Annotated in this window: 13 protein-coding genes; 7 read left to right on the top strand and 6 right to left on the bottom strand. The window is 61.4% G+C overall.

Annotated elements, in window-relative coordinates; translation table 11 throughout:
- Window positions 1–1,140: 1,140 nt before the first annotated feature.
- Both cstA and CW267_RS18975 read left to right on the top strand, forming a co-directional pair.
- Window positions 1,141–3,246 (top strand): pyruvate/proton symporter CstA, encoded by a 2,106-nt coding sequence (gene cstA / locus CW267_RS18980; protein ID WP_008805590.1) that lies wholly within the window; start codon window positions 1,141–1,143, stop codon window positions 3,244–3,246.
- 92 nt (window positions 3,247–3,338) lie between these two features.
- Window positions 3,339–3,536 (top strand): YbdD/YjiX family protein, encoded by a 198-nt coding sequence (locus CW267_RS18975; protein ID WP_002893903.1) that lies wholly within the window; start codon window positions 3,339–3,341, stop codon window positions 3,534–3,536.
- Here CW267_RS18975 and CW267_RS18970 read toward each other — a convergent pair.
- The 4 genes from CW267_RS18970 to CW267_RS18955 form a co-directional block, all read right to left on the bottom strand.
- On the bottom strand, window positions 3,533–3,937 hold the full coding sequence (locus tag CW267_RS18970; protein WP_008805591.1) for a helix-turn-helix domain-containing protein: 405 nt from the start codon (window positions 3,935–3,937) through the stop codon (window positions 3,533–3,535). The genes CW267_RS18975 and CW267_RS18970 overlap by 4 nt on opposite strands.
- Window positions 3,912–4,214, bottom strand: a complete 303-nt coding sequence (locus CW267_RS18965; protein WP_022065145.1) for a type II toxin-antitoxin system RelE family toxin — start codon at window positions 4,212–4,214, stop codon at window positions 3,912–3,914. The genes CW267_RS18970 and CW267_RS18965 overlap by 26 nt, the downstream gene beginning before the upstream one ends.
- A 183-nt stretch (window positions 4,215–4,397) precedes the next feature.
- Window positions 4,398–5,141, bottom strand: coding sequence for an SDR family NAD(P)-dependent oxidoreductase (locus CW267_RS18960; protein ID WP_012068432.1), 744 nt, complete (start codon window positions 5,139–5,141; stop codon window positions 4,398–4,400).
- Window positions 5,142–5,198: 57 nt separating this feature from the next.
- The gene (locus CW267_RS18955; RefSeq protein ID WP_023339772.1) at window positions 5,199–6,287 is read right to left on the bottom strand and encodes an oxidoreductase; all 1,089 of its coding nucleotides are present in this window, start codon (window positions 6,285–6,287) and stop codon (window positions 5,199–5,201) included.
- A gap of 163 nt (window positions 6,288–6,450) precedes the next feature.
- On the opposite strand from CW267_RS18955, the gene CW267_RS18950 reads away from it, so the two are divergent.
- From CW267_RS18950 to CW267_RS18935, 4 genes are all read left to right on the top strand, one after another.
- Window positions 6,451–7,953 carry a sugar ABC transporter ATP-binding protein gene (locus CW267_RS18950; RefSeq protein WP_023339773.1) on the top strand — a complete coding sequence of 501 codons (1,503 nt, stop codon included), beginning with the start codon at window positions 6,451–6,453 and terminating at the stop codon, window positions 7,951–7,953.
- Window positions 7,950–8,948 carry an ABC transporter permease gene (locus CW267_RS18945; RefSeq protein WP_012968720.1) on the top strand — a complete coding sequence of 333 codons (999 nt, stop codon included), beginning with the start codon at window positions 7,950–7,952 and terminating at the stop codon, window positions 8,946–8,948. The genes CW267_RS18950 and CW267_RS18945 overlap by 4 nt, the downstream gene beginning before the upstream one ends.
- A gap of 20 nt (window positions 8,949–8,968) precedes the next feature.
- On the top strand, window positions 8,969–10,033 hold the full coding sequence (locus tag CW267_RS18940) for a sugar ABC transporter substrate-binding protein (protein ID WP_008805596.1): 1,065 nt from the start codon (window positions 8,969–8,971) through the stop codon (window positions 10,031–10,033).
- Between the two features lie 103 nt (window positions 10,034–10,136).
- A complete protein-coding gene (locus CW267_RS18935; protein WP_008805597.1) occupies window positions 10,137–11,378 on the top strand; it encodes an LVIVD repeat-containing protein in 1,242 nt (413 codons plus the stop codon).
- 380 nt (window positions 11,379–11,758) lie between these two features.
- Here CW267_RS18935 and mtnK read toward each other — a convergent pair whose 3' ends face one another.
- A complete protein-coding gene (mtnK, locus tag CW267_RS18930; RefSeq protein WP_008805598.1) occupies window positions 11,759–12,958 on the bottom strand; it encodes an S-methyl-5-thioribose kinase in 1,200 nt (399 codons plus the stop codon).
- Window positions 12,959–13,059: 101 nt separating this feature from the next.
- On the opposite strand from mtnK, the gene mtnA reads away from it, so the two are divergent.
- Complete coding sequence (gene mtnA, locus CW267_RS18925) at window positions 13,060–14,088, top strand: S-methyl-5-thioribose-1-phosphate isomerase (protein ID WP_100781423.1); 1,029 nt, start codon at window positions 13,060–13,062, stop codon at window positions 14,086–14,088.
- Between the two features lie 60 nt (window positions 14,089–14,148).
- On the opposite strand, the gene CW267_RS18920 is transcribed toward mtnA, so the two are convergent.
- Window positions 14,149–15,417 carry a histidine phosphatase family protein gene (locus tag CW267_RS18920; protein ID WP_100781422.1) on the bottom strand — a complete coding sequence of 423 codons (1,269 nt, stop codon included), beginning with the start codon at window positions 15,415–15,417 and terminating at the stop codon, window positions 14,149–14,151.
- Window positions 15,418–15,433: the final 16 nt, after the last annotated feature.

Genomic DNA, 15,433 nt, shown 5'->3' with positions numbered 1-15,433 from the left:
TGGACCAGGAAGCTGCTATTTCCCCGGCTTGCGCTACGCTTAGCCGGGCTACGTATCGGCGCAATGGGTAGCCGGGATAAGGCGCAGCGCGCCGCCATCCGGGAATTTCCCTGCTCGCGCTGCGCTTAGCAGGGCTACGGTTTCTGGACCAGGAAGCCGCTGTTTCCCCGGCTTGCGCTACGCTTAGCCGGGCTACGTATCGGCGCAATGGGTAGCCCGGATAAGGCGCAGCGCGCCGCCATCCGGGAATTTCCCTGCTCGCGCTGCGCTTAGCAGGGCTACGGTTTCTGGACCAGGAAGCTGCTATTTCCCCGGCTTGCGCTACGCTTAGCCGGGCTACGTATCGGCGCAATGGGTAGCCGGGATAAGGCGCAGCGCGCCGCCATCCGGGAATTTCCCTGCTCGCGCTGCGCTTAGCAGGGCTACGGTTTCTGGGCCAGGAAGCCGCTGTTTCCCCGGCTTGCGCTACGCTTAGCCGGGCTACGTATCGGCGCAATGGGTAGCCGGGATAAGGCGCAGCGCGCTGCCATCCGGGAATTTCCCTGCTCGCGCTGCGCTTAGCAGGGCTACGGTTTCTGGGCCAGGAAGCCGCTGTTTCCCCGGCTTGCGCGACGCTTAGCCGGGCTACGTATCGGCGCAATGGGTAGCCCGGATAAGGCGCAGCGCGCCGCCATCCGGGAATTTCCCTGCTCGCGCTGTACTTAGCAGGGCTACGGTTTCTGGGCTGAGGAGCCGCTATTTCCCCGGCTTGCGCTACGCTTGGCCGGGCTACGTATCGGCGCAATGGGTAGCCCGGATAAGGCGCAGCGCGCCGCCATCCGGGAATTTCCCTGCTCGCGCTGTACTTAGCAGGGCTACGGTTTCTGGGCCAGGAAGCCGCTATTTCCCCGGCTTGCGCTGCGCTTGGCCGGGCTACGGATCTGTAGGTCGGGTAAGGCGTTAGCCGCCACCCGACAAACAAACGGCACCGTTCACGGTAATCCTTTCATTCATTTTCCTGCCTTAAGTGATCTCGCTAGCAATGTGAGACAAATCTCTGTGGGTGTACGGCATCTGCGCTGTTTCGATGTTGTTAAATTCTGCGTTGTGATCTAGAAACAAAATGTAACATCCTGATTACCCTACCGGTGGACCACAACAATGAATAATTCAGGGAAATACCTTATCTGGACACTGCTCTCCGTGATCGGAGCCTTTGCCCTCGGCTATATCGCCTTAAACCGGGGTGAGCAGATAAATGCGCTGTGGATTGTCGTCGCGGCGGTCTGCGTTTATCTGATCGCATATCGTTTCTACGGTCTGTATATCGCCAAAACCGTTCTCGGCGTTGACCCGACGCGGATGACGCCGGCGGTACGACATAATGACGGCCTCGATTATGTTCCGACCGACAAAAAAGTGCTGTTCGGTCACCATTTTGCCGCCATTGCCGGCGCGGGGCCGCTGGTGGGCCCGGTGCTTGCCGCGCAGATGGGCTACCTGCCGGGGATGATCTGGATCCTCGCCGGCGTGGTGCTGGCGGGGGCGGTACAGGACTTTATGGTGCTGTTTGTTTCGACCCGTCGCGATGGCCGCTCGCTTGGCGAACTGGTTAAAGAGGAGATGGGGCCAACCGCTGGCGTCCTGGCGCTGGTGGCCTGCTTTATGATCATGGTCATCATCCTCGCGGTCCTGGCGATGATCGTGGTGAAAGCGTTGACCCACAGTCCGTGGGGGACATACACCGTCGCCTTTACCATCCCGCTGGCGATCTTTATGGGTATCTATATTCGCTACCTGCGCCCGGGGCGCATCGGCGAGGTGTCGGTGATCGGCCTGGTGATGCTGGTGTTCGCCATCATCTCCGGCGGTTGGGTGGCGGAAAGCCCGACCTGGGCGCCGTGGTTTGATTACACCGGCGTACAGCTGACCTGGATCCTGGTGGGCTACGGCTTTGTCGCCGCGGTACTGCCGGTCTGGCTGCTGCTGGCCCCGCGCGACTACCTCTCCACCTTCCTGAAAATCGGCACCATCGTGGGGCTGGCGATTGGCATTCTGATTATGCGCCCGACCCTGACCATGCCGGCGCTGACCAAATTCGTCGACGGTACCGGCCCGGTGTGGAGCGGCAACCTGTTCCCGTTCCTGTTTATCACCATCGCCTGCGGCGCGGTCTCCGGCTTCCACGCGCTGATCTCCTCCGGCACCACGCCGAAAATGTTGGCCAACGAAGGCCAGGCCTGCTTTATCGGCTACGGTGGTATGTTGATGGAATCCTTCGTCGCCATTATGGCGCTGGTGGCGGCCTGTATTATCGACCCGGGCGTCTACTTCGCGATGAACAGCCCGATGGCGGTGCTGGCGCCGGCGGGAACCACCGATGTGGTCGCCTCGGCGGCGCAGGTGGTGAGCGGCTGGGGCTTTAGCATTACCCCGGATACGCTGCATCAAATCGCCAGCGAGGTGGGTGAACAGTCGATTATCTCCCGCGCCGGCGGCGCGCCAACCCTGGCGGTGGGGATGGCCTACATCCTGCACGGCTCGCTGGGCGGGCTGATGGATGTCTCGTTCTGGTACCACTTCGCCATTCTGTTTGAGGCGCTGTTTATCCTGACGGCGGTTGATGCCGGCACCCGTGCGGCGCGCTTTATGCTGCAGGATCTGCTGGGCGTGATTAGCCCGGGGCTGAAAAAAACCAGTTCGCTGCCGGCCAACCTGCTGGCGACCGCGCTGTGCGTCCTGGCGTGGGGCTACTTCCTGCATCAGGGGGTAGTGGATCCGCTGGGCGGGATTAACACCCTGTGGCCGCTGTTCGGTATCGCCAACCAGATGCTGGCGGGGATGGCGCTGATGCTCTGCGCGGTGGTCCTGTTCAAGATGAAACGCCAGCGCTACGCGTGGGTGGCGCTGCTGCCGACAAGCTGGCTGCTGATCTGTACCCTGACCGCCGGCTGGCAGAAGTCGTTCAGCCCGGACACCAAAGTGGGTTTCCTGGCCATCGCTAATAAATTCCAGGCGATGATCGACAGCGGCAACATTCCGCCGCAATATACCGAATCACAGCTGGCGCAGCTGGTGTTTAACAACCGTCTCGATGCCGGGCTGACCATCTTCTTTATGATTGTGGTGGTGGTGCTGGCGCTGTTCTCGATTAAAACCGCGCTGGCGGCGCTGAAAGAGGATAAACCGACGGCGAAAGAGACGCCGTACCAGGCGATGCCCGCCGATGCGCAAACTATAACCGCGCAGGCGAAGCGCGCGCATTAACCGGTGTGCCGGGTGGCGGCTTCGCCTTACCCGGCCTACATTTCTGATCCTCCTTCTTCCTTTAGGAGAGGGAAACAAAAGAGAAATGACTTATGTTCGATACCCTCTCCAAAGCGGGAAAATATTTAGGCCAGGCGGCGAAGATGATGATCGGCGTGCCGGATTACGATAACTACGTCGAGCACATGCGAATAACCCACCCGGATCAGACGCCGATGACCTATGAAGAATTCTTTCGCGAGCGCCAGGACGCGCGCTACGGCGGCAAGGGCGGGGCGAAGTGCTGTTAACCCTCTTTCGGCAGATAGAGGCTGATCTGCTCCTGGGTACAGCCGTAAATCGCCGCCAGCTTCTCGCGGGTGCGCTTCTGCGGACGGGAGTCCAGCGCTTCCAGCTGCGACACGGCGGACTGGCTGATGCCGAGTTTAGCCGCGACCTCCTGCTGGGATAGCCCGCGCAGGATGCGCCACGCGGCCTGCAGACTGACGTTTTCTTTATGCATCACGTCGCATACTTCGCCTGGTAGCATGACATTATCATAGATGTCTGATTCATAAGGAATATCTTCCCAGTCGCTTTCATCCTCGTCGTCGTACTCCAGCAGAGCCAGGCGCATACGAAAGTAATCGCTGTAAGGAATGACGACATACTGGTCTTTTCCTTCTTCATCCTTGATGTACTGAATAGTCATATTCGGTATCTTCCTCATGAAGGTAGGTGGTGGTGGTTCGGCGTTTAACCGCCACGACGTAGCAGGTATCGCCCGGCGGATCCCCAAAGGTGTAGATGACTCTGTAATCACCTAATCGCAGCCGGTAGTGGTTTTCGGGAGAGGACAATTTTTTGATATCCGAGATAGGTGAAGCTTTATCATCCATCTTTTCCAGCCTGGATTTAATGCGGCTCTTATACCGATTATCGATTTTAGAAAATGGCTTATCTGCCGTTTTTGACCAGACAATCTTCATCCGTACCTCCACTGTACGCCCACACAAAATATAAGGAAATAATAAGACTATTAGATAAATTCCGAATTTCTTATGGGGTACTGTAGAGCGGAGAAAAAACGCAGGTAAGAGGCAAAACGCAACCCGTCGAGGCGGCGCGGGAAGGCCTCTGTCGGGCGACAGAGGCTTGCAGAAAATGTGCGATCAGGCGTTCAATCCGCCATCCACGTCCAGCCCCGTACCGGAGATCTGCCCGGCTGCCGGGCTGGCGAGGAAGGTGACCGCCGCGGCGATGTCTTCCGGCTGGCCGTAGTGACCGACCGCAATCATCTGGCGCTGGGCTTCCGCCTGTTCTCCGTCTTCCGGGTTCATATCGCTGTTGGTCGGCCCTGGATGGACAAGGTTAACGGTGATCCCGCGAGGGCCTAAATCACGCGCCAGGCCACGGGTCAGGGCGTTGAGGGCGGACTTGGTCATGGCGTAAACCGCGATGCCCGGCATGGCCACGCGATTAGCCAGACAGCTGCCGATGTTGATGATCCGTCCGCCATCGGCCATATGCACCAGCGCTTCCTGGGTGGCGATGACCACCCCACGAATATTGACGTTGATAAGTGCGTCAATGTCCGCCAGCGTCATGGATTCCAGTGGACCGCCGCGGGCGATCCCGGCGTTGTTGACCAAAATATCCAGCCCGCCGAGGGACCGGGCCGCATGGGTTACCGCCTCCTGAATAGCCTGCGCGCTGGCGCTGTCGGCCTGCACCGCCTCGCCGTGCCGACCCAGCGCCTTTATTTCATCGGCGACTGCCTGGGCTTTATCGGCCGATTTTTCATACGTAATAACCACATCGGCACCGGCGCGTGCCAGCGACAGCGCGATTGCGCGACCCAACCCACGGCTGGCGCCGGTAACCAGCGCCTTTTTACCTGTTAAATCGATCTGCATGATGACCTCGTTGCGAGAGTGGTGAGCATCATCATTAGGTATAGACGGTCGGGGCGATTAACGGCTGAAGTATTCCACCTTCTCAAACGCCGCGCGCAGAACCTCAGGGGTTAACGTCACTGGTAAATAGTGAATCGACTCGCCCGGGCGCAGGGTATGGGCAATGACCCGGTCCAGTTCTGTGCGGTTATTGATATCGACCTCCAGTGCCGCCAGGGTGGTCGGCAGGTTAAAGCGCTGATACGCCTGCACTAACTGCGCCAGCACATCGTCCTGAGCAAGCAGGGCGCTCTGTACCAGAATGCCGTAGGCGACTTTGGTACCGTGGAGGAATTTATCCGTCTGCGGCAGCACCGTCAGTCCGTTGTGCACCGCATGGGCGGCGGCGACCCGGGTGTAACGTTCCCCCAGCCCGCCAACCATCCCGCCGCCGGCGATAATCGCCTCTACCACATCGCGAAACGCCTGGGTCAGATCGCCGCGGCGCTGGTCCGCCAGCGCCGTTTCGCTGCTGGCCAGCAGCACGTCGCGGATCGCCAGCGCGCCGTTAATCCCCAGCCGCACGGTGAGCGGCAGCGCCTCCGGTTGCGGCGCCAGCACCACTGCCTCATACCATTTGGCTAAGGTGTCGCCAATGCCCGCCAGCAGGTACTCCGCCGGGGCGTTGAGAATGATGCGCGGCTCGACCAGCACCAGGAAGTTGGCGTCATCGAAGATCTCAAAATTCAGGGCCTGTCCGGCGTCGCTGTACCACACCGACAGCGGCGTCCACGCCGCGCAGGTGGCGGCGATGGTCGGGATGGCCACCAGCGGTACCCCCAGGCGGCGGGCCAGCACTTTCGCGCTGTCGAGCAGCGCGCCGCCGCCGACGCCAATCACTACCGCCCGATCGTCACCGGAGGCCTGCACCAGCGCCGCCACGTCGCGTTCGCTGCAGTGGCCGGTAAAGCGGATCTTTTTTGCATCCGGCAGGTGGAAGGCCGCCGGCAGAAAAGGTTCGGCGCCGGCCAGGGCGCGCTCGCCATAGACCCACACCGCCCGCGAGAGCTGGTCGGCGCTGAAAAAATCGCTCAGCCGCTCAAGGCTGCCAGGGTGGGAGAAATAGTTGGCCGGGCCGGGTACGACGCGGATATCGCTGTTGCTCATGGAAGCTGTCCTTATAGGTGTTGGGCTAAACTGATGTTATGTCTGGACATCCAGATGGCTAATATTATTTCGTTGTATCTTATGCTTTTTACGCAGTTGTCAGCCAGCGGCGGCTATGAAAAATTCGTTAAATCAGAAGATTAATTACCGCACGGGAACAGTGATGAGCGCGAACCGCCTTGAGATGCATAACATTAGCCTGGCCTTCTCCGGCTTTCAGGCACTGAACAAGGTGGACTTTACCCTTCATGGCGGGTCGGTGCATGCCCTGACCGGGGCCAACGGCGCGGGTAAGTCGACGCTGATGGCGGTGCTGTGCGGCACCCACGCTCATTATGAAGGCGAGGTGACGATCAACAACCAGCCGGTCATCATTCGTTCGCCGCGGGATGCTAAACAGCTGGGGATCCACCTGGTGCAGCAGGAGGTAGATGTGGCGCTGGTACCTGGCCTGAGCATTGCGGAAAACATCATGCTGGACAGGCTGGCAGAGCCGGGCATGGCGTTTCGCTGGTCGCGGGTTCGGCAGCTGGCGCGCGAGGCGCTGGCGCAGCTGGACGTGGCGCTGGACGTCAGGCGCTCCATTGACAGCTGCACGCTCGCCGAAAAACAGCAAATCCTGCTGGCTCGCGCTCTGTCGCACCATTGCCGCTTTTTGATCCTCGATGAGCCCACCGCGCCGCTGGATCAGCATGAAAGTGAGCGCCTGTTTGCGGTAGTACGCCGTCTGCAGCAGCAGGGGATCGGGGTGGTGTTTATTTCGCATCGTATCCATGAACTGAAGGCAATCTGCGACACCCTGACGGTGCTGCGCGACGGGCGGCTAATTGAGAGCGGCCCGATGGCGCCGCTGAGCGGCGAACAGATCGTCGAAAAGATGCTGGGCCACGAGCTGAGCGATATCTTCCCACCGCCGCGCCCGCCACACGGCGAAGAGGTGCTGCTGCAGATTGACGGTTTGCATGATGAGGCGCTGCTGCAGGATATTTCGCTGCGTCTGCGGAAGGGGGAAATTCTCGGTATCGCCGGGCTGGCCGGCGCGGGCAAAACCGAGCTGTGCAAAGCGCTGTTCGGCGCCAGCAAAAGCCGGGTGCAGCGTGGCGAGCTGAACGGCCAGCCGTGGCGACCGCGCGATCCTGCCGACTCGGTGGGGCGCGGCCTGGCGCTGGTCCCGGAGGAGCGGCGCAAAGAGGGCATTTTCATCGAAGAGCCGATCGCGATGAACCTGGCGGTCAGCGCCGATAACAGCTTTTCGCGCTGGAGCCTGTTTGGCCATCGGCAGGCCTGGCGCTGGGCGGAGGAGGTGATTGCCCGCCTCGGCGTGCGCGCCACTGGCCCGGGGCAGATGCTGCGCCGTCTTTCCGGCGGCAACCAGCAGAAGGTGGCCATTGGCAAATGGCTGCGCAGTCATGCCAATGTTTTGATTTTTGACGAACCGACCAAAGGGGTCGATGTGAAAGCGAAAACCGATCTGTTCATGCTGATCGATGGTCTGGCGCGGGAAGGCAAAGGGGTGATTTATGCCTCGGGTGAATTCGCCGAGCTGGTCGGTTTATGCGACCGCATCTGCGTGCTATGGGACGGACGGATTGTGGCGGAGATCCCCGGCGCGGAAGCCCGGGAAGAGACGTTGCTTTATTATTCAACCGGAGGAGCGGCAGCGTGAGCAAGGCCCTGGCAGTAAACGCGACGGTATCGGGCCGTCAGCGATTTTTTGATTTTCTCTATAAGTGGGGCATGTTGCTGACCGTGGTGCTGCTGGTGGCGGTCTTTGGCCTCGCCTCGGACAACTTCCTTGATCCGTTCAACATCATCAACATTCTGCGCTCGATCGCGATTGTCACGGTGATTGCCATCGGGGTGTCGATTTCTCTCACCATTGGCGGCTTTGATCTGTCAGTGGGATCGACGGCATCGCTGGCTAACGCGCTGGTGATTTCCCTGTTTGTCTGGCATGGCCTGGGGACCACCGAAGCGATTCTGATCACCCTCGCGCTCTGCACCCTGGTGGGGCTGTTTAACGCCTTTCTGATCGTGGTGCTGCGCATTCCTGACATGCTCGCCACCCTGGCCAGCCTGTTTGTGATTCAGGGCGTGGCGATGACCTACAGCTACGGCGGTTCGATTACTGAAAACATGGTGCTGCCGAGCGGCGAGATGGCGGAAGGCACTATCCCGGCGGGCTTTGGCGCGCTGGGGCAGGTGCCGACCATCGTCATCATCATGCTGGTGGTGACGCTGGTCGCCCAGCTGGCGCTGTCGTTCACCACCCACGGACGGCGGATGTACGCCATCGGCGGCAACCCGGAGGCCGCGCGGCTCTCCGGCCTGCGGATCACTCGTTACAAAGTCGCAGCATACGTGATTGCCTCGCTGCTGGCCGGGCTGGGCGGCATTCTGCTGGCCTCGCGTATCGGATCCTCGCAGGTCAACGCCGGCGGCGGCTATCTGATGGACGCGGTGGCGGCGGCCTGGATCGGCTTTTCGCTGGCGGGCTCCGGTAAACCGAACGCCCTGGGGACGCTGGTGGGGGCGGTGATCCTCGGCGTGCTCTCCAACGGGCTGGTGATGCTCTCGGTGCCGTATTACGCGATGGACATTATTAAAGGGTTGGTCCTGGCTGGCGCGCTGGCACTGACCTATTTTCAGCGCCGTACTTAACATTTTACAGGGTAAACAGCATGAAAAAGATCGCACTCTCTCTGATGACGCTGGGTCTGCTGCAGTCGACGGCGGCGCTGGCCACTGCCCCGACGCCGGTGCCGGCGGCGATTGCCGAGCACAGCGGCCCGATCCGTATTGCGGTGATCCGCAACCTGGGGTCTGACGATAACACCACCCAGTTTGTCTCCGGGGCGCTGCAGGAAGGCAAAAAGCTCGGTTTCAAAATCAGCACCTTCCTGAGCAACGGCGATGACGCCAAATTCCAGGACTTCGTCAACCAGGCCATCAGCCAGAAATACGATGGCATTATTCTCTCCCAGGGGCGTGACCCGTATTCCACCGCCCTGGTGAAGAAGGCGGTGGATGCCGGGATCAAAGTGGCGGTGTTCGATACCGCGGTGAGCGGTGAGATCCCCGGGGTGACGGTCAGTCAGCAGGATGACGCGTCGCTGACCGAGCTCTCTTTTGGCCAGCTGGTGAAAGACTTCAACGGCAAGGCCAACATCGTCAAGTTGTGGGTGGCGGGCTTCCCGCCGATGGAGCGCCGTCAGGCGGCTTACCAGACGCTGCTGAAGCAAAATCCGGGGATTAAAGAGCTGGAGTCGATCGGCGCCGTGTCATCCGATGTGCAGGGCGACACTGCCAACAAGGTGGGGGCGATCCTCGCCAAGTATCCGAAAGGGAAAATCGACGCGATCTGGGGCACCTGGGATGCCTTTAGCCAGGGGGCCTATAAAGCGCTGAAAGAGAATGGCCGCACCGAGATCAAACTCTACAGCATTGATATTTCCAACCAGGATCTGCAGCTGATGCGCGAAGCCGGCAGCCCATGGAAGGTGAGCGTGGCGGTGGATCCGAAGCTTATCGGCGCGACCAACGTGCGGCTGATCGCCAATAAGATCGCCGGCGAGCCGACGCCAGCCACCTACGACTTCAAGGCGGCGGCGATCCCGCAGGCGCTGCTGGCGGCCCAGCCGGGGGCGGTGAACGTGGCGTCGCTGGGGAAAATTATCCCTGGCTGGGGCCAGACCGAAGACTTTATCGCGCCGTGGTTCGCGACGCTGGAAGCGAAAAACAAATAAAATCAAGCCGGGTGGCGGTGGGCGGCGGCCTGGTGCCCTCACCCCGGCCCTCTTCCGCAGGGAGAGGGGGAAAAACCATGCCACCGGGCGAGAGGGATCCCCTATGTCAGCATTACCTTCCCCCGAATACAGCCGCAATATGCGGCTGATTGGCCATAGCGATCAGGGCGGTCGTCCGGACGGCGTGCAGCTGATGGTGCACCGCGGATTCGCCTATATCGGCCATATGGTGTCGCAGGGCTTTTCCGTGGTCGATGTTCGCGATCCGACCCGGCCCACCACCGTCAACTATATTGCCGCGCCGCCGGGCACCTGGAACGTGCATCTGCAGGCGCATGACGATCTGCTGCTGGTGATCAACGCCCGGGATCTGTTTGCCGACGCCCGTTTTGCTGATGAGAAGGTCTACTACACCCGCTCGGTGGGCGACACGGTCAGCGATGTGCAGGACAAGGGCTGGAGCGCCGGGCTGCGCATCTTTGATATTTCCACTCCCGCGCAGCCGCGGGAAATCAGTTTCCTGTCGCTTAACGGCATCGGTATTCACCGCATCTGGTACGTCGGCGGCCGCTGGGCGTATGTGTCCGCGTTGATCGACGGTTTTACTGACTACATCTTCCTGACCATCGATCTGGCCGATCCGCGTAAGCCCGAAGTGGCCGGGCGCTGGTGGCTGCCGGGGATGCACCAGGCGGGCGGTGAAACACCGGACTGGCCGCAGGGCAAACGCTATGCGCTGCATCACGCCATTATTGCCGGGGATACCGCCTACGGCAGCTGGCGCGACGGCGGCCTGACGCTGCTGGATGTCAAAGACCGTACCCAGCCGACGCTGATTAGCCATCGCAACTGGAGCCCGCCGTTCGGCGGCGGGACGCATACCGCGCTGCCGCTGCCGGATCGTGACCTGCTGGTGGTGCTTGACGAAGCGGTGCTCGACAATCAGGAGGACGGCGAGAAGCTGATCTGGCTGTTTGATATCCGCGAGCCGTCAAATCCGGTGAGCATCGCCACGTTCCCGCCGCCGGACGAAGCGGATTATGTGGCGAAAGGGGCGCATTTCGGTCCGCACAACCTGCATGAGAATCGTCCCGGCAGCTTTGTCAGCTCAACGCTGATTTTTGCCACTTATCAGAATGCCGGCGTGCGGGCTTACGATATATCTAACCCGTATCGTCCGCTGGAGACCGGGGCGCTGGTGCCGGCGGCGCCGAAGACGATGATGGATACCCGTCCCGGCCGCCCGCAGGTGATCCAGTCCTGCGATGTGTTTGTCGATGCGCAGGGCATTATCTACAGCACCGATTACAACGGCGGGCTGTCGGTGATTGAGTATCTGGGATGAGGACAAGGTAAACGCAAAATTGTGCTCGCATGTCTGCCGGGTGGCGGCTTTCGCCTTACCCGGCCTACGAAAGACAGCAATATCAAACCGTTATGCGGTTATCTGTAGGCCCGCGCAAGCGCAGCGCCGCCGGGCAATCCCTGATGATTGCACTTTTTTAGGGTTTGCTCCCTCTCCCTGTGGGAGAGGGTTGGGGTGAGGGCAAGGTAAACGCAAAAAGGCAATGACAATGGCCTTTTTTAGGGTGTGCTCCCTCTCCCTGTGGGAGAGGGTTGGGGTGAGGGCAAGGTAAACGCAAAAAGGCAATGACAATGGCCTTTTTTAGGGTGTGCTCCCTCTCCCTATGGGAGAGGGCCGGGGTGAGGGAAAACAGGCCGCACTCAGCTGTACTGGCGTACCCGCGCCAGCAGCTCGTCGACGCTGTCGATACGCTCGGCCAGCACAATCAGCGCTTTGCCGAGGGTAATGGCGTGGCGCAGGCATTCATGGCGCATGGCGTCGTCCTGGATAGTGTCGATATCCGCGACGTGCGACAGTCCGACGCTGCGGCGGATCAGTTCGCTGCCGCAGAAGCCAACCGCGTCGGCCCAGACTTTCTTCAGAAAGGCGGAAGCGTAGCCGGGGTAAGCCAGGGCCGCGTCGCGGGTTTTCTCCGCCGCCAGCGCCTGGAAGCGTTCGGCGAAGGTGGTCCACAGCTGGTGGATATCGTTCAGTCGCTGCTCGCGTGCGGCGGCGGCGTCGCGAATGCCGAGCTGGCCCGGCAGGCCGCAGTAGTTAAGCAGCAGGTTGCCGATAGCGGTGCCGATATCGAAACCAATGGGGCCGAAATAGCCGAACTCGGCGTCGATGGCCTTCAGGCTGCCTTCGGCAACGAAGATCGACCCGCTGTGGATATCGCCGTGCAGCAGCGCTTCCGCATGGGCAAAGAAACGGTGCTTCAGCGCCGCCACCGCCAGCTTTAACTGCGCGTCGTCGCGCAGGGCGGCAACATCGGCCTCCAGCTCCGCCGGGTAGTTATTGCGCTCGTGGATCTGATACGGGTCGTTAAAGAACAGATCCTCGGTGATCTCGCACATCGCCGGGTTACTAAACTGCGCCACCTGCGCTTTTTTCTCGTGGGGATGGAGATAGAAATCGCTGGTGTGGAACAGCACCTGCGCCAGATAGTCGCCAAGCTGGCGGGCCGCCTGCGGGTAGTAGACGTTAGCGATAAGCTCCCCGCGCCAGATGCGGTGGTCGGAAAGATCTTCCATCACCATCACCGCCAGCTCGGGATCAAAGTGATGGATTTTTACCGTGTGCTGCGGGCTGTGCTGATAGTGGGCGACCAGGGTCTGCGCTTCCAGACGGGCGCGGTCGAGGGTCAGGGGCCAGGATTCGCCGACACAGCGCACGTAGGGCAGGGCCTGTTTGACGATCGCCCGGCTGACGCCCTGGCGATCGAACACTTTAAACACCAGATTGAGGTTGCCATCGCCCACTTCCTGCGCGCTGACCAGCTCCGATGGGTTGTCGATGCCGGCGAACTGCTGCGCGTAAGCCACGGCATCGTGGGCGGTGAAGGTATGGTATTGCGACATTGCCTCGATCCTCGAATTCTGATTAAGCCGTTCAGACGTCTATACTTCTGGATTCCATCCTGACACAATGTGATACAACAACGCAACAGGGATTTAACGACATGCAGACATTACAGACCACCAGCCTGCGGGTGAGTGAAAATCAGCTTTTTATTCTCGACCAGCAGGCCTTGCCGCAGGAAAAACGCTGGCTGGCGGCGGATAACGTTGCGCTGCTGGTGGACCATATTCATGCCCTGCGGGTGCGCGGCGCGCCGCTGATTGGCCTGTCCGCCAGCCTGCTGCTGGCTCTGCTGGCCCAGCGCGGCCTGAACCGGGATGCACTCCAGCAGGCGCTGGAGACGCTGCGCGCGGCGCGGCCGACGGCGGTCAACCTGATGAATAATCTGGATCGCATGAAGCAGGCGCTGGCCCGGGAAGATTACCCGCAGGCGCTGGAAGCGGAAGCTTTGCGTCTGGTCGAAGAAGATAAACAGCTGTGCGACCGCATCGCTGAGGCGGGCAGTGCGCTGGTGAAGCCCGGCAGTCGACTGCTGACCCACTGCAACACCGGTGGCCTGGCGACCGCCGGGGTAGGGACCGCCCTGGGGGTTATTGCGCTGGCGCACCGGCAGGGAAAGGTGGCCAGCGTGTGGGTCGATGAAACCCGGCCACTGCTGCAGGGCGGACGTTTAACCGCCTGGGAGCTGGGCGAGCTGGGCGTGCCGTATCAGTTGATCACCGATTCAATGGCCGCCAGCCTGATGGCGCAGGGGCAGGTGGATGCGGTGTGGGTCGGCGCCGACCGTATCGCTGCCAACGGCGACGTGGCGAATAAAATCGGCACCTACTCTTTGGCGGTTTTGGCCCATTATCACCAGATCCCGTTTTACGTCGCTGCCCCGCAGACCACCCTCGACCGCCATTGCCCGAACGGGGCGGCGATCCCCATTGAGCAGCGCGCGGCGGCGGAAGTAACCGGGGTGGCGGGCAGCTTTGGCGCGGTACAGTGGGCGCCGACGGGGGCCGCCGTTTACAATCCGGCGTTCGACGTCACGCCTGTTGGGCTGGTGAGCGGCTGGGTGCTGGACAGCGGGGTGGTCACCCCGGCGCAGGTCGCCGCCGGGGCGTTTGCGCCGGACAATGAATAGCCGACACCGTGCCGGGCCTGGAAAAAATGGCTTTCCCGGGCCCGGGCAAGCGCTGCATTGCTACGGCAGGACCATGGCTACCGCCGGGGCGGATGACCGGTCGATACGCTGACCGAGGGCGGTAATAGCCGCCTGGAAGGGACACAGCGTACCGACGTCGGTCTGACGGCAGCCCGGCTGACGCCACTCCTGACGCAGCATCGGGTGCTGCGCGTCCGGCGTCTGCAGACGACGCAGGTCGTCGAGGCCTTGCGCCTGGAAATAGACCCGCAGATAGCGTTCCCCGCTCTTCGCGTTGCGCCAGCGCTCCAGCACCAGGCTACTGCCCGGCGGGATATTTCCCCGGCTGTAGCCCGGCAGCTGCCAGCTAAAGTTCATCAGCGTGCGCACCATGGCGATATTGGTGTCATGGGCCACCAGCAGCAGCCAGCGTACGTTCGGATTCGCCTCCGGTTTGACGCCGTCGAGCATGGCGTTGAGCAGCACCGACCCGCGTTTTTGCGCGGTATACAGCACGTCGTTACTTAGATCGTAGTTTTCCGTTAACAGCGGCAGCAGGGCGGTGATCTGCCTGGCCTGGGTGATCTTGCCCCACGCCAGCTGGCTGGGAGGCAGGTTTTCACTCCAGCCGAGACGCAGCGTCTCCACCATATTGGCCATCACGCTCAGTCCGCTAATAGTGGTTTTCCCGCTTTTGCTCTGCTCCACCTGCCAGGGGGTGTCGAAGATCGGGCAGGGTTTATCGGCCTGACAAACCGCCTGTTGCAATAGCTGGATGGCCGGCGCCAGCGCCTGCCGACGCTGCGCCAGATCCCCGGCCTTCTCTTTCACCGCCGCCAGCTGGCGGGCGGGGTCGGTTTGCGTGGCGGCGAACTTGTCGGTCTGAAACAGGGGATCGGCATCCCCGCTGACATAATGGATAGCGACGCCGCAGCCGGGGAAGGCGCCATCCACCAGCGCCTGGGCGGTCGCCCGCGTCCGCTGCAGCGGGCTGGCGCGCACGTAAATCGACTCCGCCGTCGGGCATCCCGCCTGCAGCAGGCCGAGCTGGCGATAGTGCTGGCCTTCCTCACGTCCTTTGTTAACCACGGCGGCATAGCCATGGCCGGTGAGCTCGCCGTCATGGGTGGTCCACTCGGTCCACGGTCGGCCGGTGGCGGCCTCGATGGCTTCCCGGTTGCCGGCCGTCGGCGGGCGGATACCGTGGCGGCTGAGCTCGACCACTTTCTCCAGCTGCCAGTCCGCGGCGGCAGCAGATTGCAGCGCCAGCAGCGGCAGCGCGCAGGCGATAAACAGGCGTAACAGCCCCTGATGTCTTGCAGGCATCATATCTTCTTCCTTAATT

The sequence above is a fragment of the Klebsiella sp. X1-16S-Nf21 genome (assembly GCF_002837615.1).
GTDB classification, from domain to species: Bacteria; Pseudomonadota; Gammaproteobacteria; order Enterobacterales; family Enterobacteriaceae; genus Klebsiella; species Klebsiella variicola.
The sequence above is the reverse complement of the archived record's forward strand: the minus strand, read 5'-3'. Positions and strand labels throughout refer to the sequence as shown.

What these genes read in the sequence shown, in the direction of transcription:
- cstA (WP_008805590.1), top strand. Translation starts at nt 1,141, where the DNA reads ATGAATAATTCAGGGAAATACCTTATCTGGACACTGCTCTCCGTGATC.
- CW267_RS18975 (WP_002893903.1), top strand. Translation starts at nt 3,339, where the DNA reads ATGTTCGATACCCTCTCCAAAGCGGGAAAATATTTAGGCCAGGCGGCG.
- CW267_RS18970 (WP_008805591.1), bottom strand. Translation starts at nt 3,937, where the DNA reads ATGACTATTCAGTACATCAAGGATGAAGAAGGAAAAGACCAGTATGTC.
- CW267_RS18965 (WP_022065145.1), bottom strand. Translation starts at nt 4,214, where the DNA reads ATGAAGATTGTCTGGTCAAAAACGGCAGATAAGCCATTTTCTAAAATC.
- CW267_RS18960 (WP_012068432.1), bottom strand. Translation starts at nt 5,141, where the DNA reads ATGCAGATCGATTTAACAGGTAAAAAGGCGCTGGTTACCGGCGCCAGC.
- CW267_RS18955 (WP_023339772.1), bottom strand. Translation starts at nt 6,287, where the DNA reads ATGAGCAACAGCGATATCCGCGTCGTACCCGGCCCGGCCAACTATTTC.
- CW267_RS18950 (WP_023339773.1), top strand. Translation starts at nt 6,451, where the DNA reads ATGAGCGCGAACCGCCTTGAGATGCATAACATTAGCCTGGCCTTCTCC.
- CW267_RS18940 (WP_008805596.1), top strand. Translation starts at nt 8,969, where the DNA reads ATGAAAAAGATCGCACTCTCTCTGATGACGCTGGGTCTGCTGCAGTCG.
- CW267_RS18935 (WP_008805597.1), top strand. Translation starts at nt 10,137, where the DNA reads ATGTCAGCATTACCTTCCCCCGAATACAGCCGCAATATGCGGCTGATT.
- mtnK (WP_008805598.1), bottom strand. Translation starts at nt 12,958, where the DNA reads ATGTCGCAATACCATACCTTCACCGCCCACGATGCCGTGGCTTACGCG.
- mtnA (WP_100781423.1), top strand. Translation starts at nt 13,060, where the DNA reads ATGCAGACATTACAGACCACCAGCCTGCGGGTGAGTGAAAATCAGCTT.
- CW267_RS18920 (WP_100781422.1), bottom strand. Translation starts at nt 15,417, where the DNA reads ATGATGCCTGCAAGACATCAGGGGCTGTTACGCCTGTTTATCGCCTGC.